The following is a 22,297-nucleotide window of genomic DNA, read 5'->3' on the forward strand; positions in this document are numbered from 1 at the left end:
GATGGCCAGGGAGGCCTCATGCCCCTGCTCACCAGCGACGTACAAGCATTCGAAGCTCACGCATCTGACGCCGATCTCGACGATCTGCGCGCGCGATTGGCCGCGGCTCGACTACCGGAGGCTGAGACGGTCCACGGCGCCGCGCCCGGCCCCGGCCGATGGGAACAGGGCGTTCCGCTCGCCGACCTTGTCGAGCTCGTGAACTACTGGCGCACCGGATACGACTGGCGGTCTTTCGAAGAGCGCCTTCATCGGATCGGTCAGTTCCGTACGACGATCGACGATCTGGGAATCCACTTCCTGCACCGGCGATCCGCGCGCGCCGATGCCACTGCGCTGATCCTGACGCACGGCTGGCCGGACAGCATTGCTCGGTTCATCGACGTAGTGGACGAGTTGGCGGATCCGAAAGCTGCCGACGCGCCGGCGTTCCACGTCGTGGTTCCGTCGCTTCCAGGCTTTGGTTACAGCGACAAGCCGGCCACGACCGGATGGGGAACCGAGAAGATCGCGGCCGCCTGGGTCGAATTGATGGGAAGGCTGGGATACGGCAAGTTCCTGGCCCACGGCGGCGACTGGGGAGGCAATATCACCACGGTCCTCGGCGGCAGGTTCCCGGCGCACGTTCTCGGTGTCCACACAACGTTCGCGGAGGCGCCGCCCGGGATGACAACGGACGGGCTGACAGCGATCGAGCGCGAATGGACCGAGGACACTCGCGACTTCTGGCGCCACCGCGCGGCGTACGCGAAGCAGCAGGCGACCCGGCCGCAGACCATCGGCTACTCACTCGTCGACTCACCCGTCGGGCTGCTTGCCTGGATCCTCGACAAGTTCGCCGAGTGGTCAGACACCGAAGAGAGCCCGTTCGAGCGGATTTCCAGAGACCGCGTTCTCGATGACGTCACGCTGTACTGGCTGACGCGAACCGGCGCATCAGCGGCCCGCATCTACCACGAAAGCCATAACTCGCTGGACCCCGAACTTCGGGTCGACGTCCCGTCGGCACTCACGATGTATCCCCGCGACGTCGAGAAATGTCCGCGCCCCTGGGCGCAGGAGCGGTACCGGCAGATCGTCCGCTGGAGGACGCCCGAAATCGGGGGACATTTCCCAGCGCTGGAGGTCCCCGAGTATTTCGTCGAGGATCTGCGAGAAGGACTCGCGGCAGTGCTGGCCGCTACTCGGTGAACTAGAGCGCGGCCGAGATAGTTTCGGTGTACGTCGGGGTGGTCGCGAGGTACGCCGCTTCGACGAAGACCGTGTTGTCCTGGCACGTCATCGGAGTGAGCGCGACGCCGGGTTTGGCGGCGTACAGCCGTTGCGGGGCGGAGAGACCGGAGCGCCAGCGGTTGATCTGGTAGGTCTCCTCGCCGCCTGCTCCGACCGTCCGGGTCTCCCACAGGATCCAGTTGCCGCAGGCAAGAATCGTGTCGGTGACGACGGTGCCGAGCGGGCGGGCGGGGGAGTCGCCGGACTCCCGGACGTACGCCTTGCTCTGGTACTGGTCCGGGTCCGAGGCGGCGACCTCCGACCAGATCGTCGCGCCGCGCAGCGTCGCGCCGCTCCACTGGATGCAGTTGGTTGCTGCGGGCACCGGTTGGGCGGCGCCTCCGGACAGGGGAGCGGTGCGGATCCGCTTGCAGCGGCGCGTGGTCTCCGGCGCGATGATCTCGCTGAACGTCACCGTGTCGGCGGACACCACGGGATCGGCCACGTAGCCCGGGGTCGCAACGCAGGTGACGGTGCGGGACTTGAGCGTCGCGAGGTCCGCGACGATCAGGCAGGAACGGTTCTTCGCGTCGGTGGAGCTGTAGGCGAAGGTGCCGTCGTACGCGCCGATCTCCGGCTCGGAGACGGGCGGGATCGCGGTCGGTGAGGTGGCCTTGCCCGTCGTGAGGTCGTAGCGGAGCACCTTGAGCTGCGGGTCGGGGCCGTCGGAGCGGATGTCCTCGATCAGCGCCCAGTGGTCGTCGATGACGACGGGGGACTGGGCGACGAAGCCGCTCGCGGGTACGTGCCGTACGACGACCTTCTTGCTGGTGCGGTCCGTGACGGTCGTCGTACCGGCCTCATCGCTGCCGCGGGTCACGACGTACTTGCGTTGCTGGGTGACGAGGTGCTGCCCGTCGACCGGTTGCCGCAGCACGTTCGCCCACGCGGGCAGCGCCGTACCGGTGTCCGACGGCCGCGTCGGCGTCGGGCTGGTGGTCGGTGGCGGTGTGGTGCTGGGTGCGGGGGTTGTGCTCGGTGACGGACTGCTCTCCGGGCTGTTGGAGGAGCAGCCCGCCACGGCCAGGAGCAGAACAGTGCCAACGGCAACCGTACGACGACGCATTTACAGCCCGATGTTCTTGAAGGAGTTGGCCAGGGTGGCGTTGAACAGGGCGCTCGCGGGGATGTTCTTCGGGCCGTCGGTGACGTTGCCGCGGCTGTTGAAACGGCGCTCGTTGAACACCTCGAAGATCGCGATCGTGCCCTTCGCCTTGTCGTAGCCGCGGCCGACCTGGTAGTGCCCGCTGTGGTTGAAGGCGAGGTACGGGAAGTACCGCTTGAGCAGTTGAACGTGCTCGATCACCGGGGCCTTGTACACGCCGAGGTGCTTCTGGTGCACGGTGAAGAAGGTCTGCGCGTTCCAGTTCGAGACGCTCTGCACGATGTACGTGCCGGCGGTCTTGGGCCAGGCGGTCTTCAGGTTCGTCTGCTTCACCATCGCTGAGATCGCCGTACCGGAGCTCGTCGAGCCGAGGTCCTTGGCCCAGGACGCCTGGGTGTCCTTCTGGTTGTCGTCGGCCCAGTCGATCGACTGGAACGTCGCCGGACCACACCAGTACCCCTTCTCCTGCGAGGTCTGGAACCCCTTCATGATGTAGGCCGACGCAGGCGCGGCGACCGGAGCCACCGGGGTCGACGGCACAGGAGTCGGCGTCGGCTCTGGGGTGGGTCCCGGTGTGGGCTCGGGGTTGGGCGGAGGTGTTTGCGTCTCGGCGAGTTCGCGGAGTTCGCGGGCCTTCTCGCGGCCATTCCAGGCGGCTTGCATCTCGTCGAGTTCCGCGGTGACGCGCCGGCTCTTCGGCATCGCGGCACGCGCGCCGACGAACGCAGCCGGCGTGAGATCACCGGTGGGAATGTCCTGCTCGGCGCTCACCTCGTCCGCGGCGCGGAGGTTCGGCTCGGTCATCAGGGCGTGCCGTTGGGCGCCGGTCGGCACCTGGCTGACGAACCCGAGGCCGAGGCAGTAGTTCTCGGTGTCGAGCTTGAAGCACCGAAGCATCGAGGCAGCCTGCGCCGAGGTATCAGCCGACCTGAGCTGCACATCACCCGGCGAGCTCTCGGTGACCTGTTTCACCACCTCGCTCCACGATCGCGCGGGAGCTTCATTGGGCGCTCCAGACGCCGGCGCGGAGGTCGGCGCAGTAGTAGGCGGCGCAGTAGTAGGCGGCGCAGTACTGGGCGGCGCGGTGGGTGGCGGTGCGGCGGGACCGGCGGGCTCGCGCGGTTCGTAGGCCTCGGCGGTGAGGGGTGCCTGAGCGAGCAGTGCACCCAGGAGGATCAGAGTTGCCGGTCGCAAGTGAGTAGTCATTGGCTACTCACCTACAGCCTCTGGCGAGGCGGTCCCGGTCTCACGCTCTCGGCTGCCGGGTAGACGCTTCACAGCCACCTGCCCGGTAGCCCGGGTCCTCTGGTCGGCTCTACGTCCGTTTAACGTCTCCGCGCCACTCGCGGCGACTGCCAGCGCGGCGAGGTTCCTCGCCGCGTTCTCGTCACGGTCCATGACCAGACCGCAGGACTCACAGTTGTAGTTGCGTTCGGACAAGAGCAGCTTGGCTTTCACCACTCCACACCCGGAGCAGGTCTTGCTCGAAGGGAACCACCTGTCGGCGACGACCAGCCTTCCGCCGTTCCACTGGGTCTTGTAGGCCAGTTGGCGCCGGATCTCGCCGAACCCCGCGTCCCCGATCCGGCGGGCCAGCCGGCGGTTCCGCAGCATCCCGGCGACATTCAGGTCTTCCATCACGACAGTCCCGTACTTGCGGGCGATGTCAGTTGTCAGCTTGTGCAGCGCGTCGGCGCGCTGGTACGCCACCGTGTGGTGGACACGATTGCGCTGGGCGTTGGCGCGTTTCCACCTGTTCGAAGGTATCCGGCCACTACGGCGATCCGGACCGACGCGGCGGGATACGCGCCGCGACAGCTTGCCGAGTTTCCGCAGCGCTGCGTCCAGGTGCTTCGGGTTCGGCACAGTCTGGGGTTCACCCTCCGGCCCGGCCAGCATCGCGAGGGACTTGATGCCCAGGTCTACGCCGACCACCGCGTCGGGACGCCTCGGCATCTGGGCGGGCATCTTCTGTTCGACGGTGAACGACACGAACCAGCGGCCGCGCTCGAACCGGATCGTCGCGGCCATGATCCGGGCGGTGCCGTTCAGCAACTCCGGTGCCGGTGTCTCGTGCAGCCGGATGCGGCCGATGCGGGGAAGTACGGCGTACCGCTCCTCGCAGCCGATGGTGCCGGTCGTGAACCGGCACGATTTGACCGCCTTGCGCTTGGACCTGAACCGTGGAAACCCCATCGCGCGACCGCGGCGCTTGCCCTTACGCGACTCGCCCCAGTTCTTGAGCGCCGCCGCCAATTGGGTGAGGCCGGAAGCGTAGGCCTCTTTCGAGTATTCCGCCCACCAGGGCGCAACCCTCGCCTTGGCTTGGTTCCAGGCTTTGCGCAGCGAGTACATCGTCCACGAAATCGCTGGAGTCAGTAGCTCATCCGGTATGCCGTAGGACCGCTCGGCCGCCCGCTGGTCGAGGTTCGCCTTCACCCAGCCGAGTGCCCAGTTGAACGCAAGCCGAGCAGCCGCGCAATGCCCATCCAGGAGCCGACCTTGACGGGGCGTCGGATTCAACGCGTACTTGTACGCCTTTAACGTCAGAACGGAGCCCCTAGTCAGCTCCTCGGAAGAGGCGATGCCCGCTCGCGCGGCGCCTTTCGCTACTCCTGGTCTGTCGAGCAGCTCCTGTGCTGCTGTGAGCATTGGGTCTCCCGAGCGGCGTGTGACGACAGTGACTGAGGGTACGCCTGGGACCACAGTACGTGCTTGTGGCAACAAACGGGAGGGCCTCCCGGCGGGAATCCATCAGGCGGGCCAACTAGACTTGCCCGGTCCAGGTCCGTGGAGTGCTGTGGAGAGTCTGTGTCGGTCCAACCCATCCGCCTGTTCGGCGACCCCGTGCTGATCACCAAGGCCGACCCGGTCGTCGACTTCGACGCCGAGCTGCGCCGCCTGGTCGCCGACCTCACCGACACCATGCAGGACGCGCCCGGATCGGGCCTCGCGGCGCCGCAGATCGGCGTCGGCCTGCGAGTCTTCACATACCACGTCGAGGGCGAGCTCGGGCATCTGATCAACCCGGAGCTGACGCTGTCGCCCGAGGAGCAGTTCGGCCCCGAAGGCTGTCTTTCGATCCCCGGCCTGACCTTCGACTGCCGCCGCGCCCAGTCGGTGATCGCCAAGGGCTTCAACATGTACGGCGACCCGGTGGTGATCGAGGGATCGGACCTGCTCGCCCGCTGCATCCAGCACGAGACCGACCACCTGGACGGCATCCTGTTCGTGGACCGGCTCGATCGCGAGACCCGCAAGCAGGCGATGAAAGCGATCCGCGAATCCGACTGGTCCGGCCTGAACGGCCCCCCGCAGATCAAGGTCTCGCCGCACCCGACGAACGGATTTGGCTTGTGAGAGTCGTCTTCGCCGGTACGCCGGAACCCGCTGTCATCGCGCTCGAGGCGATCGTTGCCAGCCGCCACGAACTGGTCGGGATCGTGACCCGCCCGGATGCGCCCGCCGGCCGCGGCCGCAAGCTCGTGGCGTCGCCGGTCGCGCAGTACGCCGAGGAGCTCGGCGGGATCGAGATCCTGAAGCCGGTCAAGCCGAGCGACCCCGAGTTCCTGGCCCGGCTGCGGGAGATCGCGCCGGACTGTTGCCCGGTCGTCGCGTACGGCGGGCTGCTGCCGCAGGCGGCGCTAGACATCCCGCGGTACGGCTGGATCAACCTGCACTTCTCGGTCCTGCCCGCGTGGCGTGGCGCCGCGCCGGTGCAACACTCGATCATCGCGGGCGACGACGTGGCCGGGGCGAGCACGTTCCGCATCGTGAAGGCGCTCGACGCCGGCCCGGTGTACGGCGTACTCACCGAACCGATCGGTCCCGAGGACACGTCCGGGGACCTGCTGCAGCGGCTCGCGGTGTCCGGTTCGAAGCTGCTCGTCGACACGCTCGACGGGATCGAGGCCGGCGTACTGGAGGCTCGCGAGCAGCCGGCCGACGGCGTGACGCTGGCGCCGAAGCTCACGGTCGAGGACGCCGAGCTGGACCTGAAAGCGCCGGCGCAACGCGTCGATCGGCTCGTGCGTGGATGCAACCCGGCGCCGGGGGCGTGGACGATGTTCCGGGGCGAGCGGCTGAAGGTCCTCGCCGTACGGCTGACCGACGACGAGCTGAAGCCCGGCGAACTGCAGGCGACCAAGTCGAGCGTGAAGGTCGGCACCGGGAGCAAGGCGATCGAGCTCGTGACGGTTCAGCCGCAGGGCAAGAAGCCGATGGCAGCGGCCGACTGGGCACGCGGCGTCCGGCTCACCGATGCGGACGTTCTGGGGTGACCGATCGGAACGCACGTAATCGGGCGCCGCAGCGGCGCTCGGATCCGGTACGGCGGGTTGCGTACCAGGTAGTCCGGCAGGTCACCGCCGAGGGCGGCTACGCGAACCTCGCGCTCAACAAGGCCCTCCGCGACGCGCGACTCGGCGGCCGTGATGCCGCGTTCTGCACCGAGCTGGTGCACGGCACGCTCCGCTGGCAGGGAACGTACGACGCCTTCCTGGCGCGGTGCGTCACGCGTCCACTCCCGGACCTCGACCCCGAACTCCTGGACGTACTCCGCCTCGGCGCCCACCAGCTGCTCAACATGCGGGTGGACTCGTACGCCGCCGTGGACGAGATGGTCACGCTCACCCGGTCCGAGCTTGGCCAGAAACGCACCGGCCTGGTGAACGCCGTACTCCGCAAGATCAGTCAGCGCTCGCTGGACCAATGGATCTCGACGACCGCGCCGCGACCCGACGAGGATCTCCTGGGCTACCTCGCGATCGCCGAAGCCCATCCGCGCTGGGTGATCGAGGCGTTCGATCGAGCGCTCGGAGGGGCCGCCCCCGGCCTGGAGGATCTGCTTGTCGCGGACAACGAGCCGCCTCGGGTCACGCTCGTTGCTCGGCCGGGGCTGGCTGAGGTGGAAGAGTTGGTCGATGCCGGTGCGGTCCCGGCGCGCTGGTCGCCGTACGGCGCGGTGCTCGAAGGCGGTGGGGATCCGGGTCGGATCGCAGCGGTCGCGACCGGGCGGGCCGGCGTACAGGACGAAGGTTCGCAGCTGGTCGCGATCGCGCTGGCGTCGGCGAAGGTCGACGGCGACGACGCGAACTGGCTCGATCTGTGTGCGGGGCCAGGCGGCAAGTCAGCGCTGCTGGCCGCGCTGATGAAGGACGGACAGCTGACTGCTGTGGAGCCGCTGAAGCATCGCGCGGAGTTGGTTCGCCAGAACCTGCGGGCGATCCCAGGCAATCACAAGGTGCTCGTCGGCGACGGGACGAAGCCGACCTGGCCGGAGGGTTCGTTCGACCGCGTGCTGGCCGACGTACCGTGCAGTGGTCTGGGTGCGCTGCGCCGCCGTCCGGAAGCCCGCTGGCGCCGTACGCCGGAAGACGTCGAGGAGCTACGCCCGCTCCAGGAGGCGCTGCTCGACTCGGCGATCACGTCGGCCCGGCCGGGCGGAGTGGTCGCGTACGTCACGTGCTCGCCGCATCCCGACGAGACCCGGGCGGTGGTCGACGCGGTCCTGGGGCGCCGCGACGACGCGGCTCTCGAGGACGCGCGGGCGTTGTTCCCCGGCGTACCGGAGCTGGGTGACGGCCCCGACGCCCAGCTCTGGCCGCACGTGCACGGCACCGACGCGATGTATCTCGCACTCGTTCGTCGCTCATGATCCGGACCTGGTGTCAGGTGCTATCAGTCGAACGGTCATGATAGAGGGGTGACAACAACCGCCACCCGTCCCGCTCCTTCGACCCGGCGGCACCACGTCGTGGGGCTTGCTTCGGCATTCGGGATCGGGATGCTGGTAGCGGTCCAGTCACGTTTGAACGGCGAACTGGGCGGCATTCTCGGTGACGGGATCCCGGCGGCGCTGATCTCGTTCGGCTCCGGTCTGCTGATCCTGCTGGTCGCGGCGGCGGTGGTGCCTCCGGTACGGCGCGGACTGGTCAAGGTCTGGCGCACGATCCGGCGGCCGATGCGTGGGTACGGCGGTCTGCGCTGGTGGCAGTGTCTCGGCGGACTCGCGGGCGCGTTTCTCGTCGCTACGCAGTCGATCACCGTCTCCGTGATCGGTGTCGCGGTGTTCCTGGTGGCGGGTGTGGCCGGGCAGGCGATCAGCAGCCTGGTCGTCGATCGCCTCGGATTCGGCCCGGCCGGTCCGCAGCCGCTCACCGCCGTACGGATCGTCGGCGCACTGATCGCGCTGCTCGCGGTCGGCCTCGCCGTGTCGGAGCAGTTGAGCCACCCTGACGGTCTGATGCTGGCGATCCTGCCCGCGCTGGCCGGCGTCGGCACCGCGGTGCAGCAGGCCATCAACGGGCGGGTGGCGCGGGCCGCCTCGTCCGACGCGTACGGCGCGGTCGCGGCCGGCGTGGTGAACTTCCTCGTCGGATTCGTCGCTCTGCTGATCGTGTTCGCCGTCGATCTCTCGCTCCGCGGCGCGCCACGCCACCTGCCGAGCGAGCCCTGGCTGTACCTCGGCGGCGCGTGCGGCGTCATCTTCATCAGTGCCGCGGCCGCCGTGGTCCGAGTGGTCGGCGTCTTCGTGCTCGGCCTCGGCACGATCGCAGGCCAACTGATCGCGAGCCTGTTCGTCGACATCTTCCTGCCGGTCGCCGACAAGCCGATCACGACACCGGTCGTTGCCGGCACCTTGCTTGCACTGGTTGCCGTGGTGGTGGCCGCCGTACCCAACCTCCGGCACGCTGCCTAGGGGATGGCAGGTGCCTCCGCGACAACGGCCGGCTTGCGGCGGACGTTTCTGAGGACGCCCTGGGAGACGGCCACTCCGAGGAGGACGACGAGACCGCCGACGGGCTGGTACCAGGTGAGGTGTTCCTGCAGGACCAGTACGCCGACGATGATCGAGAAGATCGGCATCAGGTACGTGACCATCGACGAGCGGCTGGCGCCGATCAGGCGGATGTTGCGCATGTTGAGCACGAACGCGAGCCCGCTCCCGAGCGCGCCGAGGGCGAGAACGCTCAGCACGGTCTTGGCCGACAGCGACCACGGCGCCGGGGGAGCCTGCCCGGTGACCAGGGGAGCGACGACGGCCAACTGGACCGTTGCGCACAGCAACAAGCTGGTCGACAAGGCCGTGCCCGACAGGGTCGTCCCGGCCAGGAACCGTTTCTGGTAAGGGATCGCGAGGCCGTAGAACACCGCGGCCAGCATGCACAGCCCTTGGCCGAGGAGGTCCGCCCCGGCATTCACCCGCCAGGCTCCGAGGACGACGAGCATGCCCACGAACCCGATCAGCAGCCCGACCCCGCGCTGCGCGGAGAACCTTTCGGTTCGGAAGATCAGCACCGCGATCGGCAGCACGACCAGTGGCGTGATCCCGTTCCAGATGCCCGCGAGCAGCGACGGGATCCGTTCCTCGCCGTACCCGAACAACGTCCACGGGATCGCCGAACCGATCGCCCCGACCACGAACGAGTGCGCCCACAGCCGCGGGTCCCGCGGTAGCGCCTCGCGCTTCAGGGCGAGGATCGTGAGCAGTACGACGGAGCCCGCGACCACCCGTCCGAGCGCGAGATACAGCGGCGGCAACTCGCGGACGCCGACCGAGATGAACAGAAAGCTGCAGCCCCAGATCGCGGCGAGGGCCAGCATGACGGGAAGCCAGGCCCGGACCGGAGTGGGGCTGGAGGTGCTGTCAGGAGTCGTTACCGTGCTCACTCCTGACATCCTGCACTACTCCTCGGACAGTTCGCGCATTTTTATCCGCATTCGGGCAGGCAGTAGCGTCCGCTGTCAGCAGCGAGAGAGGATGACGCGCATGAGTGCCTTCGATGTGGTCGCCGTCCGGAAGCAGTTCCCCGCGCTCGACGAGGGAGCGGCGCACTTCGACGGTCCCGGTGGTTCGCAGACCCCGCAGGCCGTCGCGGACGCGGTGGCGCGGACCATGACCTCGGCGCTCGCCAACCGCAGCCAACTGACCGCCGCCGAGCGCCGCGCCGACGAGATCGTGGTCGGCGCCCGTCAGGCGATGGCCGACCTGCTCGGCACGATCGAGCAGGGGATCGTTTTCGGCCGCAGCATGACGCAGCTCACGTACGACTTCTCCCGCACCCTCGCCAAGACCTGGTCCGCGGGCGACGAGGTGATCGTCAGCCGTCTCGACCATGACGCGAACGTCCGTCCGTGGGTCCAGGCGGCCGAGGCCGCCGGCGCCACGGTCAAGTGGCTCGGCTTCGACCCGGAGACCTCCGAGCTGGACGACATCGCCCCGCTGCTCACCGACCGCACCCGACTCGTCGCGGTCACCGCCGCCTCCAACCTCCTGGGCACGCGTCCCGACACGCAGAAGATCGCCGACCAGGTGCACGAGGCCGGGGCGCTGATCTACGTCGACGGCGTGCACCTCACCGCACATGCGCCGGTCGACGCCCGGTACGCCGACTTCTACGTCTGCTCGCCGTACAAGTTCTTCGGTCCGCATCTCGGCGTGCTGACCGCGGCGCCTGAGCTGCTCGACACGCTGAAGCCCGACAAGCTCCTGCCGTCGACGGACGTCGTACCGGAGCGCTTCGAGTTCGGGACGCTGCCGTACGAGTTGCTCGCCGGCACGACCGCCGCCGTCGACTTCATCGCTGGTCTTGCGGGCACCGGCGGCACTCGGCGTGAACGCCTCACCAGCTCCCTCAAGAGCGTCGAAGCGCACGAGGATGCCCTCCGCGACGACCTCGAGGCCCGCCTGCAGGCGATCCCCGGCGTCACCCTCTATGGCCACGCCGCGAACCGCACGCCGACCCTGCTCTTCTCCCTCGACGGTCACACCCCCGCCGCGGTCTCCGAGCACCTCGCGAAGGCGGGCGTGAACGCCCCGGCCGGTTCGTTCTACGCGTACGAGCCCGCCCGCCACCTCGGCCTCGGCTCCGCCGGTGCAATCCGCGCCGGTCTCGCGCCGTACACGGACCAGTCGGACGTCGACCGTCTCGTGGCCGCGGTCTCCGCCTTGACCGGCCCGAGAGGCACTAACTAAAGTCTCTGGGGAAATTGACCCCGAGGGAGCCGAGTGAGAGAACCGAACGCTGTTTTCGTCCAGGTGGATCCCTCGGGAGAGTTGGTCGCCCCGGCGCGCGCCGGGGCCGAGATCAGCTGGAACGACGGGACCATCGAGGTCACGGCAGAGCGGATCTCCCGGGTCGCCCTCCGCTGGTCGGAGAAGCTGCCGAGCGACGCGCTGATCCTCGGCGACGCGTGGGAGCGTTCGTACGGCGACCTGCAGTGGCGTCACCAGCAACCCGAGCGCCTCCTGCCGTGGTACTTCCTCGCCCATTCGGGAGCAGGCACATTCGGTATGGGCGTCGACGTGCAGCCGAACGCGTTCTGCGCGTGGACCGTCGACGGTGACGGGTTCACCCTCTGGCTCGACCTGCGCAACGGCGGCGGTCCGGTGCTTTTGGACGGTCGTACGCTAACGGCAGCAGTCGTGCGACGATTCGAGGACGCCGGCACCCCTTGGCAGACGCTGCACGCAGCAGTCGCCTCCATGAGCACCCGACTACCGGCGCGACCTGAGCCCGCGCCGGTGGTCGGGGCCAACAACTGGTACTACGCGTACGGCGAGAACTTCGACGAGAAGGCCGTCCTGCAGGACGCGTCCACGATCGTCGAGCTCGCCGACGGGCACCCGGTGAAGCCGTTCAGCGTCGTCGACGACGGCTGGTACCCCGGCGGCATCGCCTCCGGCGGGCCCTGGGACCGCGGTACGCCGGGAGTCTTCGACGACATGGCCGGTACGGCGGCCGCGATCAAGGAGATCGGTGCGCGGCCGGGCCTGTGGTTCCGCCCGCTCCTGGTCCGCGAGCCGTCCACGCTGGCCTCGAAGGGCCCGCACGACAAGCCGGGGCGGGCGCTGGATCCGTCGTACCCGGAGGTCCTGGACGGCGTGCGCGCCGACCTGCAGCGGTTCAAGGACTGGGGTTTCGAGCTGGTCAAGCACGACTTCAGCACGTACGACGTGTTCGGTGCCTTCGGCCCCGCGATGGGGTCCCGGCTGACGCGCGACGGCTGGCAGTTCCACGACCCGTCCCGAACCACGGCCGAGATCATCCTCGCCTTCTACCGGGAGATCCGCGCGGCCGCGGACGACGTCGTACTGATCGGCTGCAACACCGTCGGCCATCTCGCCGCCGGACTCGTCGACGTCCAGCGGACCGGGGACGACACGTCCGGGCGGGACTGGGAGCGGACCCGGAAGATGGGTATCAACACGCTCGCGTTCCGGCTCCCACAGCACAACCGGTTCTTCACAGTCGACGCCGACTGCGTCCCCTGTACGCCGCGGACGCCGTGGGAGCTGAACGAACGGTTCCTCGACCTGGTCGCGCGCTCCGGTACGGCGCTGTTCCTGTCGATCGATCCGGCGGCACGGACGGAGCGCACGGACCGCGCGCTGCGCGACGGTATACGGTTGGCGCTCAACGGCGGTACGGTGAGTGATTCAGGGATCGAGCCGGCCGACTGGCTCGTCAACACCACGCCGAACGTGTGGCGGACGGGCAACGACACCAAACGTTACGACTGGTCGCAACCGTGGGGTGCGGATCCAATTGGTTAGACGGGGGACGAACCTCGATCGCGTCGGGGGATTCAACGATGCCGTCGTGCTGGACGCGATCCGCCGCAGCGAGCAGCTGAGCCGCGTCGAACTGGCCGAAGCGACCGGTCTGTCCGGTCAGGCGATCTCCAACATCGTGCGCCGCCTCCTCGACGCCGGCCTGGTCCGCGAAGCCGGACGGCTGCGCGGCGCCGGCCTCGGAAAACCACGGACGCTGCTCGAGCTCGAACCCACCGGACAGTACGCCGTCGGCGTCCACCTGGATCCCTCCGTCGTCACCGTCGTACTGCTCGATCTCACCGGTGAGGTGGTCGCGCGGCGGCTCGTCGACCAGTACGCCGACGACCCCGGCGTACTCATCGACGGCATCGCGAAGACGATCGAGGAAGTGATTGCCGCGTCCGGCGCACCGCGCGACCGGGTCAGCGGCGTCGGAATCGCCGCGCCCGGGCCGATCGATGTCGAGCGCGGTGTAGTCGTCGACCCGCCGAACCTCTCGAACTGGCACCTCGTCCCGCTCCGCGACGCGTTGAGCGGACGGACCGGTCTGCCGATCGTCCTGGACAAGGACGTGACCGCAGCCGCGTCCGCCGAGAAATGGGCCGGTCAGGGCGGCAGTTTTGTCTTCTTCTATCTCGGCACGGGTGTCGGTGCCGGGTTGGTGATCGGTGACGAGGTCGTCCGCGGATCGTCGAGCAACGTCGGCGAGATCGGTCACGTGATCGTCGATCCCGACGGTCCGCTCTGCTACTGCGGGCGGCGTGGTTGTGTCGGTGAGGCGAGCCAGCCCAAGTACCTGGTGGAGCAGGCGGTCCAGGCCGGCGTACTTGCCGAAGGCATCGACCTGGACGATCGGCACGCGGTGGACGCGGCCTTCGCCCGGCTCTGCGCGCTGGCCGTGGACGGTTCCGGCGCCGCGCAGAAGATCGTCACCACGCTCGCGGAGCGGATCGCCAAGGTGGTCGAGGACATCGCGAACCTGCTCGACCTGGAGCGTGTGGTCTTCGGCGGTCCGCACTGGGAGCAGCTCGCCCCGGTTCTGCACGACCGCGTACGCACCGCGCTGGAAGGACGCTTCCTGCTGGCGGCGGTGCACCCGTTCGACGTCACGGGTACGGCGCTCGGCGCTGACGTCGGCGCGATCGGCGCCGCGAGCCTGGTCCTCGACCGGACGTTCTCGCCCAACCCCTCACTTGCCCCCGCTCTTGCCGCTGAAAGGTAGATGTTTTGATGATCGACCCCGAGGTCCTCGCCCGCGCCACCGCGGCCGTCCGGGAGGCCGCCGGTGACGACGTGATCGCGGAGATGTTCGAGCGCTCGATGGCCGGCAACCTGCCGGCCGTCGCCGAGCGCCTGCCGGACGGTACGACGTTCGTGCTGACCGGCGACATCCCGGCGATGTGGTTGCGTGACTCGGCCGCGCAACTCCGCCCGTACCTGCTGCTGTGCAAGGACGATCCGGGCCTGCAGGACGTGCTGATCGGCGTGCTGCACCGGCAGCTCGAGTACGTCGTCCTGGACCCGTACGCGAACGCCTTCAACAAGGAGGCGAACGGCGCCGGGCACACGTCCGACGAGACCGAGATGTCGCCGTGGGTGTGGGAGCGCAAGTACGAGATCGACTCCCTGTGCTTCCCGCTCGAGCTGGCGTACCGGCTGTGGCGGATCACCGGCCGCGCGGACGTGATCGACCACCGGTACCGGGCCGCCGCGGAGGCGATCGTCGAGCTGTGGACCGTGGAGCAGGACCATGAGGCGCGTTCGCCGTACCGCTTCCAGCGACACGACGACCGCCCGTCGGACACGCTCGTCCGCGAGGGACGGGGGCGCCTGACGCGGCCGACCGGGATGTCGTGGAGCGCGTTCCGGCCGAGTGACGACGCGACGGAGCTGGGCTTCAACGTGCCGGGCAACATGTTCGCGTCGGTGGTGCTCGGGTACCTGCAGGAGATCGCGACCGAGGTACTGCGGGACGAGCCGCTGGCCGATCGCGCGAAGGCGTTGAAGGCCGAGATCGACGAGGGGATCGCTTCGTTCGGCACGGTGGAGCATCCGGAGCACGGGCGCGTCTACGCCTACGAGGTGGACGGTCTGGGCGAGACGCTGCTGATGGACGACGCCAACATGCCGAGCCTGCTGTCGATCCCGCTGACCGGGTACGCCGCCCCGGACGACCCGACGTACCTCGCTACGCGTTCTCTGCTGCTCAGCCCGGAGAACCCGTACTACTACAGCGGAACCGCAGCCGCGGGCATCGGCAGCCCACACACCCCGCCGCGCTACATCTGGCACATCGCCCTTGCTGTACAGGGGATCTCGAGCACGTCGGCAGAGGAACGCCAACACCTGCTGGAGCTCCTCCGCGACACCACCGGCGGCACCGGCCAGATGCACGAGGGCTTCGACGTAGACGACCCCCGCAACTACACCCGCGAATGGTTCTCCTGGGCCAACGCCATGTTCTGCGAACTAGCCCTGGTCCACGCCGGCATCAGCTGACGTCGCGCTCGAGTTGTTTGGGTGCCGACTGTGGGGGCGTTGTACAGGTACTGGTGTGTCCGCACAGGCAATAACCTGTCGAACGCCCCCGGCGCGCGGGCCCCGGCCCGATCCGTCGCACTCGCGCCACGCCCCCGCCCATCCGTTGCTCAGGCCGGGATGAGCTAGGCCGAGCCGCCGTTGCTCTTGAGCAGTTGGCCGTTGACCCATTGACCCCGCTCGGAGCACAGAAATTCGACCAGATTGGCGGTGTCCTCCGGCGTTCCGAGTCGTCCGAGTGGAGTGTGCTGAATGCCGGCGGTGCGGATCTCGTCGGTCATCCAGCCGGTGTCGATCGGGCCGGGATTGATGACGTTCGCGGTCACGCCCAGGTGGGACAGTTCCTGTGCGGCCGCGAGTGTGATGCGGTCCAGGGCACCTTTGCTCGCGCCGTACGGCAGATTGTGGACAGTGTGGTCGCTGGTCAGAGCGACGATCCGGCCGGTGCCGTGCGGACCTGCGACCCGCCGCGCGTATTCGCGGATCAGCAGCCAGGTGGCCCGTGCGTTGATCGCGAAGTGCCGGTCGAAGCTCTCGATCGACGTGTCGAGGATGCTGGAGTCGACGGACTCACAGTGGCACATGACAAGGGCGGTTACCTTGCCGAGCTGTTCTTCGGCGGTGGCGAAGATGCGCTCGGGTGCGTCGGTATCGACGAGATCGGCTTCGATCGGTACGGCGGTGGCGCCGAGCTCCATGAGCTCCTTCGTGATCTCGTCCGTTGCTCCGGACTCGACGCCCCACCGCATGCGTTCGTCGTACGCCGTCCAGAACGTGAAGGCGATGTCCCAGCCCGAGGCGGCCAGGCGGCGCGCGATACCGGCGCCGATGCCGACGGTGCGGCCGACGCCGGTGACAAGGGCGACTGGTCGTTCGGCTGGATAAGTCATGCTCGTGATCCTGCTGGACGACGGCTCGGGCAGCAACCGTGTTTCAGCTGACGTCGCGGTGGTGGGTGGTCCAGGTGGCTAGGGCGGTGAAGGTGGCGCAGTAGGCGATCAGGGTTAGTAGGGCGCGGGTGCCGCTGACTGCGTCGCGTACGCCTGGTGGGGCGTCGGCGGCTGCCATGCCGGTCACGCTGAAGACCAGTGAGCCGGCGTTGGTGCCGGGCAGGACGTTGGCCAGCCACTTGAGGCTTGGCAGCAGGCTGCTCACGACGCCGGCCAGTAGTGTTTCGATGCCGAGGATCCACACCACGCCGAGGCCGATCGGGAGTGCAACGTTGCGGAAGGCAACGGCCAGTACTGCGCCGGCCAGGCACCACATCATCAGGACCAGCCAGCCGCCCGCCAGGCCTTGCAGGAGATCGCCGATTCCCGGCCAGGTCGTCGAGCCGTTTTCGGCTGTGGCGATGCCGAGGCTGCAGAGTGCGCAGGCGGCGAAGATGCCGAGCACCCAGAGCGCGATCATCGTGCCGAGCGCCAGGAACTGGGCGCCCAGGATCGTGCCGCGCCGGGGGCGCTGGGTGAGCACGGTCTTCAGCGTTCCCCAGGTGTACTCGCCACCGATCACGATCGCACCGAGGACGAGCGCGAGGGCGCCGGCGAAGATCGGGTAGCCGCCGATCGTGTTGTCGATGACGCGTGCCGGGAGCATGCCGCGGAGGATCTCGGCACGCGGTACGCCGTCGGTCTGCGGGTTGTCGTCGCCGGTCGCGTAGCCCAGGTACGGCAGCAGGTAGCCGAAGATCAGGCTCAGCACCAGGCCGGCGCCGAACAGCACCCAGACCGCGGATCGCTTGTGGAGCTTGAGTATCTCCGCTCGATAGCTACCCAACATCGGTCGTCTCCTTCGCTGTGGTCAGCTCGAAGAAGATGTCCTCGAGCGCGCGTTCGGCGGTGTGCAGCTCGGACACGTCGATCCCGGCCTCCACCAGTGCCCGGTTCACCTCGGCGGCCTTCGCGGGATCCACCTGCACCCGCAGCGTGTCGTCGTGCTGGTGAACACTGCCGAAGCGGGTCAGGAGCCGCTGTGCGTCCTCGCGAGGGGCGGCGCGGACGACGAGTTCCTGCTCGCCGCGCAGCTCGTCGACGTTGTGCTCGGCAACCATCCGGCCGGCGTTGATGATGCCGACCCGGTCGCAGATCTGCTGTACCTCGCCGAGCAGGTGGCTGGACAGCAGCACGGTCCGGCCTTCGGTGCCGAGTTCGCGGATCAGGCGGCGCATGTCGCGCATCCCGGCCGGGTCGAGGCCGTTGGTCGGCTCGTCGAGGATCACCAGCTCGGGATCCTTGAGGAGCGCAGCCGCGACACCGAGGCGTTGCTTCATCCCCAGGGAGTACGTGGAGAACCGGTCCTTCGCGCGATCGGCGAGGTCGACGAGCCCCAGTACCTCGTCGATCCGCTGCCGCGACACCCCGGCGTACTCGGCCAGCAGCCGCAGGTTGTCGAGCCCCGACAGGTACGGGTAGAACGCGGGCGACTCGATCATCGACCCGGTTCTTTTGAGCACTCCGGCATCCCCAGGCCGCCCGCCCAGTACCCGCACGCTTCCACTCGTCGGCGCGATCAGCCCGGTCAGGATCCGGAGCGTGGTCGTCTTCCCCGCGCCGTTCGGGCCCAGAAACCCGTACACCTCACCCGGCAACACCGTCAGATCGACACCATCAACCGCCAAGGTGCCGCCATACCTCTTGGTCAGCCCACTGACCTCAACTAGCGCATCCATACAACGAGAGTGCCGCCCACAAACCCTCCACCGCGTCGCCTCGGGGGAGTGACCCCAGCTACCCCCCTCGGAGTACTCAGCTGCTCGGGTTGGTCTCCAGCCGACGCACACTCCCGGCCGCGAGCGCCCCCGCGACGCGCTCCACCCCACTCCGAATCAGGTCGCCGTAGGCTCCCTCAGGCAGACCGGACAGGTGCGCCCGCGCAGTGCTCCTCAGCCAGCTGCCTACGCGCAACAGCGGCGGATCTTGTGCAAGCTCGACAGGACTTATAGGCCTACTGCCTCGCGATCGAACCAGCCTCACGCGTGCGGGCGGGGGCAGTGGACGTACAAGTCCTGTTGACCTTGCACACTCCGGCTCATCAACCAGAACGTCAACCCAGCCAGCCTGGGCGGACGAGGCCGGTTTGGTAGGCGAGTACGACGAGTTGGGCGCGGTCGCGGACGCCTAGTTTGATCATGGCGCGGCTGACATGGGTTTTCGCGGTGGCCGGGCTCAGCACGAGGCGCTCGGCGATCTCGTCGTTCGACAGACCTTCGCCGACCAGTGCGACGATCTCCTTCTCGCGTTCCGTGAGTACGTCGAGTTCCTTGCTGGCATGCGGCTGCCGCGACCGCGACGCGAACTCCGCCACCAGCCGCCGCGTCACGCCAGGCGACAGCAACGCATCCCCACGCGCCACCACCCGCACAGCCTGCAGCAGCTCGACCGGTTCGGTGTCCTTCACGAGGAACCCGCTGGCCCCGACCCGCAGCGCCTCGAACACGTACTCGTCCAGGTCGAACGTCGTCAGGATCACCACGTGGACGTCGGCCAGCTCAGGATCCGCGCCGATCTGCCGCGTCGCCTCCAGCCCGTCGGTGCCGGGCATGCGGATGTCCATCAGCACCACGTCCGGCTTCTCCCGCCGCGCCACCATGACCGCCTCGGCACCGTCCGATACCTCGCCGACCACCGTGATGTCGTCCTCGGCGTTCAGCAACGACCGGAACCCGGCCCGCACCAACGCCTGATCGTCCGCCAGCAGTACCCGAATCATGCGACGGAGCTTATGCGAGCCCAGCGTCGTGGGCGAGCAGTGCGATCTGGGTGCGGTTCCCGAGTTCGAGCTTGGTGAGGATGTGTGAGATGTGTGCCTTGACCGTCGCCAGGCTCATGAACAGCTCCGCAGCGATCTGGGCGTTCGCCTTGCCCTGCGCGACCGCGAGCATCACGTCGTACTCCCGCGGCGACAACCGCTGCAGTTTCCGCTGCGCGATCGTGTGCGCGTCGGCCTGGGTGGCGGCGCGGTCCATCAGCCGCCGCGTGATCGCCGGCGACAGGATCGGGTCACCGGCCGCGACCCGGCGTACAGCGTCGACGATCTGCGCCGGCGGCGTGTCCTTCAGGAGGAATCCGCTCGCCCCGGCGCGGAGCGCGTGCAGGACGTTCTCGTCGGTGTCGAAGGTGGTGAGCACCACGACCTCGGGCGGATTCGTCCGCGCCCGCACCCGCCGCGTCGCGACGATCCCGTCCACCCGCGGCATCCGCAGGTCCATCAGCACGATGTCCGGGAAGTGCGCGTCGACCGCGGCCGGTACCTCGTCCCCGTCGGCGGCCTGCCCGACCACGGAGATCCCGTTCGCGCCGTCGAGCATCATCTCCAGGCTGGCCCTGACCAACGCGTCGTCGTCGACCACCAAGACCCGGATGTTCATGAGGGCCACGGTAGCGAGGCCTCCAGCCGGAACCCGCCACCGGGCACCTGACCGTGGTCCAGCGTGCCGCCCGCGAGTTGCACGCGCTCGGTCAGCCCGACGAGCCCGGTCCCGCTACCCGGCGCCAGCGGCGTACCGTTCGATGCCGAGTTAGTCAGCTCGATCCGCAGCCTGTCGCCCGCCTGACCGGCCACCAGCACGGTCACAGGATGTCCAGCCGCATGCTTGCGAGCGTTCGTCAGCCCTTCCTGCACGACTCGGTAGGCCGTCCTTCCGGTTGCCGGTGGCAACGACGTCGGATCCGCCACCTGATCGTCGTACGCGATCGTCGTACCAGCCTCGCGCGACTCCTCGACCAGCGCCCGCAGGTCCCCGAACGTCGGCTGCGGCCGCCCCTCGTACACATCCTCGTCGCGCAGGACGTTGATCACCTCGCGGAGCTCGTCGAGCGCCTGATGTACGCCGGTCCGGATCACGCCGGCCGCCTTGGCGAGCTTCTCGGGCGACGAATCCGGGCGGTACTCGAGGGCACCGGCGTACGTCGCGAGCAGCGACAGACGATGCGCGAGTACGTCGTGCATCTCGCGCGCCATCTTGGTTCGCTCGTTGGACCGCGCCTCGGCGACCCGGCGCCCCTGTTCGGCCTCGGCACGGCGGGCGCGCTCCCGCAGCGACTCCAGCAACTGCTGGCGCGCCTGAGTGCCCTGGCCCCAGCCGACCAGCGCAGCGTGCACGACGACGTCCAGTACGGCGAACCACAGGAACGGAAGGCCGTGAATCGGTTGCCACAGGCCCTGAATCAGATGGGCGACCGTACCGGCGAGGGCGACCAGGATCGCCGTACGCAACGGCCGGCGCAACGCGACGGTGAGCGTGCCGACGGTGGACGGCGAGGTTGCGGCAGGGGAGAGGGCGGCGAGCACCGCCAGGGCGATCGCGCCCGGCACCGGCCGTCTGCCCACTACTGGGACGAGCGCGACAGAGACGAGTCCGACGGCGATGTCGAGCAGCAGGAACTGCCGGTGTTCCGGGTCCGCCAGCCGCCCGACGATCGTCATCGCGACCAGTACTCCGATCGCGCCGGTCGCGACGAAGCCGACCCATTTCGGCGGCCTCCGCGGCACGCACAACTCCTCCATGCCGCCGAGACTAGGCGGCCGCAGGCGATTCCCACCACCGACCAAAGTCGAAGGCCCGCCGACTCCCGGCCGATGCCGCCAACTCCCGCCCCACAGCAAGGTGATCCCACAACCCCATTACCCAGAGGAGCTCCCGATGCAGAACAAGACCGCTCAGCACACGCCGACGTCCGCCGCGTCGGCGCCTCGTCGCGTCCCCGGTCGGAGCCGTCTCGCGGTTGTCGGTGTCGCCGCCCTAGCAGCGCTAGCGGACTGGGCGATCCTCGCCCCGCTCGCCGGGCTCACCCTGGAGGCCCGCCAAGGCGGCACTCAGCACATCGGCGCGATCGCCGTCGTCGTCTCTACGGTCTTCGTCGCCTTCGCAGGCTGGGGCCTGCTCTCGATCCTGGAGCGCCGTACGCCACGCGCCTGCAACATCTGGACCGTCGTCGCGACCATCGTCTGCGTCACCTCGCTGGGCAGCCCGCTGACGAACGGGATCGGCATCGGCGCCAAGCTCGGCCTCGCGTCACTCCACCTCGTCGTCGGCACGATCGTCATCCTCGGCCTCCGCCGCACCGCCCTCACCGCCGCCGAACGGTGCTAACTGAGCCGCTTGGTAGAACCCCCGGATGTGCGCGGTTACGAGGTCGGCCGCGCGTTCCGGCTCACCGCCCCGCACCGCGGCCAGGATCGCCCGGTGCTCGGACCTCAGCCCGACAGCAGTCCCCTCCCAGTCGGGCAGATTGGGTACGGCGGCCAATACGTACCCGTGGATCGCCGAACGCAACGACGTCATCACTGCGGCGATCAGCACGTTCCCGGCGAGCCCGGACAGTGCGACGTGGAACTCCGCGTCCAGCACGTGGAACTCCTCCGGCGACAACCCGGCGTCGTCCATCCGGTCCAGCAGCTCCTCCGCGACCTTCAGCTCGCCGGCCTCGAGCTCCCGCGCGGCCGCTTCCCGCGCGGCCCAGGACTCAAGCAGTAGACGGGTCTGTACGACGTCACCCATCGGCAGGTGATTGGTTGCCAGGTGCAACCGCAGTACGGCGGTCAGCGGCGACACCGGCTCCGCCACGATCACCGCACCCGCGTCGGGACCGGATCCGGTGGCGGTCCGCACCACGCCCATCGCCTCGAGGACCCGGACCGCCTCGCGCACCGACGGCCGGCTGATCCCGAGCTGCTCGGCCAGCGCCCGCTCACCCGGCAACCGCCCGCCGATCCGCAGCCGCCCGGCCGCCAGGTCGGCCTCGACCCGGTGCAGGACCAGCTCGTAATTCTTCATGAGACGACCCTACCCGTGTGGTCCGACCACAGGTAGGGTGTGGTCCGAC

Annotated in this window: 21 protein-coding genes; 10 read left to right on the forward strand and 11 right to left on the reverse strand. The window is 68.7% G+C overall.

The features are described from left to right. The first annotated feature begins 18 nt into the window (after positions 1–18). A complete protein-coding gene (locus tag EV651_RS38070) occupies positions 19–1,191 on the forward strand; it encodes an epoxide hydrolase family protein (RefSeq protein WP_133790507.1) in 1,173 nt (390 codons plus the stop codon). 1 nt (position 1,192) lies between these two features. Here EV651_RS38070 and EV651_RS38075 read toward each other — a convergent pair whose 3' ends face one another. The 3 genes from EV651_RS38075 to tnpB form a co-directional block, all read right to left on the reverse strand. Continuing rightward, positions 1,193–2,338: a hypothetical protein gene (locus EV651_RS38075; protein WP_238157464.1), complete on the reverse strand. Its 1,146-nt coding sequence runs from the start codon at positions 2,336–2,338 to the stop codon at positions 1,193–1,195. Next, positions 2,339–3,349: a C39 family peptidase gene (locus tag EV651_RS38080; protein ID WP_238157465.1), complete on the reverse strand. Its 1,011-nt coding sequence runs from the start codon at positions 3,347–3,349 to the stop codon at positions 2,339–2,341. It lies immediately after the preceding gene. A 237-nt stretch (positions 3,350–3,586) separates the two neighbouring features. Continuing rightward, entirely contained in the window at positions 3,587–5,029 is a 1,443-nt protein-coding gene (gene tnpB, locus EV651_RS38085; RefSeq protein ID WP_202870704.1) for an IS607 family element RNA-guided endonuclease TnpB, read from the reverse strand. A gap of 159 nt (positions 5,030–5,188) precedes the next feature. Between tnpB and def the strand changes: the two genes are divergently transcribed. The 4 genes from def to EV651_RS38105 are packed head-to-tail and all read left to right on the forward strand — an operon-like array spanning position 5,189 to position 9,077. Further along, positions 5,189–5,737, forward strand: coding sequence for a peptide deformylase (def, locus tag EV651_RS38090; protein WP_133790511.1), 549 nt, complete (start codon positions 5,189–5,191; stop codon positions 5,735–5,737). After that, complete coding sequence (gene fmt / locus EV651_RS38095) at positions 5,734–6,657, forward strand: methionyl-tRNA formyltransferase (RefSeq protein ID WP_133790513.1); 924 nt, start codon at positions 5,734–5,736, stop codon at positions 6,655–6,657. Before def ends, fmt begins: the two co-directional genes overlap by 4 nt. Further along, complete coding sequence (locus EV651_RS38100; protein ID WP_133790515.1) at positions 6,654–8,033, forward strand: RsmB/NOP family class I SAM-dependent RNA methyltransferase; 1,380 nt, start codon at positions 6,654–6,656, stop codon at positions 8,031–8,033. The genes fmt and EV651_RS38100 overlap by 4 nt, the downstream gene beginning before the upstream one ends. Positions 8,034–8,081: 48 nt before the next feature. Then, positions 8,082–9,077 (forward strand): DMT family transporter, encoded by a 996-nt coding sequence (locus tag EV651_RS38105; RefSeq protein ID WP_133790517.1) that lies wholly within the window; start codon positions 8,082–8,084, stop codon positions 9,075–9,077. On the opposite strand, the gene EV651_RS38110 is transcribed toward EV651_RS38105, so the two are convergent. Beyond that, a complete protein-coding gene (locus tag EV651_RS38110; RefSeq protein WP_133790519.1) occupies positions 9,074–10,057 on the reverse strand; it encodes a DMT family transporter in 984 nt (327 codons plus the stop codon). The two genes, EV651_RS38105 and EV651_RS38110, sit on opposite strands and share 4 nt — an antisense overlap. A 91-nt stretch (positions 10,058–10,148) precedes the next feature. Here EV651_RS38110 and EV651_RS38115 point away from each other — a divergent pair, with 91 nt between their 5' ends. The 4 genes from EV651_RS38115 to EV651_RS38130 are packed head-to-tail and all read left to right on the forward strand — an operon-like array spanning position 10,149 to position 15,434. Continuing rightward, positions 10,149–11,354, forward strand: coding sequence for a cysteine desulfurase-like protein (locus tag EV651_RS38115; protein ID WP_133790521.1), 1,206 nt, complete (start codon positions 10,149–10,151; stop codon positions 11,352–11,354). A gap of 33 nt (positions 11,355–11,387) precedes the next feature. Beyond that, positions 11,388–12,935: a hypothetical protein gene (locus tag EV651_RS38120; protein WP_133790523.1), complete on the forward strand. Its 1,548-nt coding sequence runs from the start codon at positions 11,388–11,390 to the stop codon at positions 12,933–12,935. 46 nt (positions 12,936–12,981) lie between these two features. Further along, positions 12,982–14,157 (forward strand): ROK family transcriptional regulator, encoded by a 1,176-nt coding sequence (locus EV651_RS38125; RefSeq protein WP_133790525.1) that lies wholly within the window; start codon positions 12,982–12,984, stop codon positions 14,155–14,157. Positions 14,158–14,165: 8 nt separating this feature from the next. Further along, positions 14,166–15,434, forward strand: a complete 1,269-nt coding sequence (locus tag EV651_RS38130; RefSeq protein WP_133790527.1) for a glycoside hydrolase family 125 protein — start codon at positions 14,166–14,168, stop codon at positions 15,432–15,434. Between the two features lie 164 nt (positions 15,435–15,598). On the opposite strand, the gene EV651_RS38135 is transcribed toward EV651_RS38130, so the two are convergent. The 6 genes from EV651_RS38135 to EV651_RS38160 form a co-directional block, all read right to left on the reverse strand. Then, a complete protein-coding gene (locus EV651_RS38135) occupies positions 15,599–16,363 on the reverse strand; it encodes an SDR family oxidoreductase (protein ID WP_133790529.1) in 765 nt (254 codons plus the stop codon). A 43-nt stretch (positions 16,364–16,406) separates the two neighbouring features. Then, positions 16,407–17,252 (reverse strand): ABC transporter permease, encoded by an 846-nt coding sequence (locus tag EV651_RS38140; protein ID WP_133790531.1) that lies wholly within the window; start codon positions 17,250–17,252, stop codon positions 16,407–16,409. Next, positions 17,242–18,141: an ABC transporter ATP-binding protein gene (locus tag EV651_RS38145; protein ID WP_133790533.1), complete on the reverse strand. Its 900-nt coding sequence runs from the start codon at positions 18,139–18,141 to the stop codon at positions 17,242–17,244. Before EV651_RS38145 ends, EV651_RS38140 begins: the two co-directional genes overlap by 11 nt. Before the next feature lie 374 nt (positions 18,142–18,515). Then, positions 18,516–19,181: a response regulator transcription factor gene (locus EV651_RS38150; RefSeq protein WP_133790535.1), complete on the reverse strand. Its 666-nt coding sequence runs from the start codon at positions 19,179–19,181 to the stop codon at positions 18,516–18,518. A 10-nt stretch (positions 19,182–19,191) separates the two neighbouring features. Next, positions 19,192–19,839 (reverse strand): response regulator transcription factor, encoded by a 648-nt coding sequence (locus tag EV651_RS38155; RefSeq protein ID WP_202870707.1) that lies wholly within the window; start codon positions 19,837–19,839, stop codon positions 19,192–19,194. Further along, on the reverse strand, positions 19,836–20,978 hold the full coding sequence (locus EV651_RS38160; RefSeq protein ID WP_133790539.1) for a sensor histidine kinase: 1,143 nt from the start codon (positions 20,976–20,978) through the stop codon (positions 19,836–19,838). Before EV651_RS38160 ends, EV651_RS38155 begins: the two co-directional genes overlap by 4 nt. Positions 20,979–21,114: 136 nt before the next feature. Here EV651_RS38160 and EV651_RS38165 point away from each other — a divergent pair, with 136 nt between their 5' ends. Then, the gene (locus EV651_RS38165) at positions 21,115–21,564 is read left to right on the forward strand and encodes a DUF6069 family protein (RefSeq protein ID WP_133790541.1); all 450 of its coding nucleotides are present in this window, start codon (positions 21,115–21,117) and stop codon (positions 21,562–21,564) included. Here EV651_RS38165 and EV651_RS38170 read toward each other — a convergent pair. Continuing rightward, positions 21,487–22,248 (reverse strand): FadR/GntR family transcriptional regulator, encoded by a 762-nt coding sequence (locus EV651_RS38170; protein WP_133790543.1) that lies wholly within the window; start codon positions 22,246–22,248, stop codon positions 21,487–21,489. The two genes, EV651_RS38165 and EV651_RS38170, sit on opposite strands and share 78 nt — an antisense overlap. Positions 22,249–22,297: the final 49 nt, after the last annotated feature.

The sequence above is a fragment of the Kribbella sp. VKM Ac-2571 genome, assembly GCF_004362255.1.
In the GTDB taxonomy this organism is placed as follows: domain Bacteria; phylum Actinomycetota; class Actinomycetes; order Propionibacteriales; family Kribbellaceae; genus Kribbella; species Kribbella pratensis.

Coding starts and splice junctions, on each gene's coding strand:
- tnpB (WP_202870704.1), bottom strand. CDS start 5,029: ATGCTCACAGCAGCACAGGAGCTGCTCGACAGACCAGGAGTAGCGAAA.
- EV651_RS38170 (WP_133790543.1), bottom strand. CDS start 22,248: ATGAAGAATTACGAGCTGGTCCTGCACCGGGTCGAGGCCGACCTGGCG.
- EV651_RS38110 (WP_133790519.1), bottom strand. CDS start 10,057: ATGTCAGGAGTGAGCACGGTAACGACTCCTGACAGCACCTCCAGCCCC.
- EV651_RS38075 (WP_238157464.1), bottom strand. CDS start 2,338: ATGCGTCGTCGTACGGTTGCCGTTGGCACTGTTCTGCTCCTGGCCGTG.
- EV651_RS38135 (WP_133790529.1), bottom strand. CDS start 16,363: ATGACTTATCCAGCCGAACGACCAGTCGCCCTTGTCACCGGCGTCGGC.
- EV651_RS38140 (WP_133790531.1), bottom strand. CDS start 17,252: ATGTTGGGTAGCTATCGAGCGGAGATACTCAAGCTCCACAAGCGATCC.
- EV651_RS38165 (WP_133790541.1), top strand. CDS start 21,115: ATGCAGAACAAGACCGCTCAGCACACGCCGACGTCCGCCGCGTCGGCG.
- EV651_RS38150 (WP_133790535.1), bottom strand. CDS start 19,181: ATGATTCGGGTACTGCTGGCGGACGATCAGGCGTTGGTGCGGGCCGGG.
- EV651_RS38130 (WP_133790527.1), top strand. CDS start 14,166: ATGATCGACCCCGAGGTCCTCGCCCGCGCCACCGCGGCCGTCCGGGAG.
- EV651_RS38155 (WP_202870707.1), bottom strand. CDS start 19,839: ATGAACATCCGGGTCTTGGTGGTCGACGACGACGCGTTGGTCAGGGCC.
- EV651_RS38145 (WP_133790533.1), bottom strand. CDS start 18,141: ATGGATGCGCTAGTTGAGGTCAGTGGGCTGACCAAGAGGTATGGCGGC.
- EV651_RS38160 (WP_133790539.1), bottom strand. CDS start 20,978: ATGGAGGAGTTGTGCGTGCCGCGGAGGCCGCCGAAATGGGTCGGCTTC.
- EV651_RS38070 (WP_133790507.1), top strand. CDS start 19: ATGCCCCTGCTCACCAGCGACGTACAAGCATTCGAAGCTCACGCATCT.
- EV651_RS38115 (WP_133790521.1), top strand. CDS start 10,149: ATGAGTGCCTTCGATGTGGTCGCCGTCCGGAAGCAGTTCCCCGCGCTC.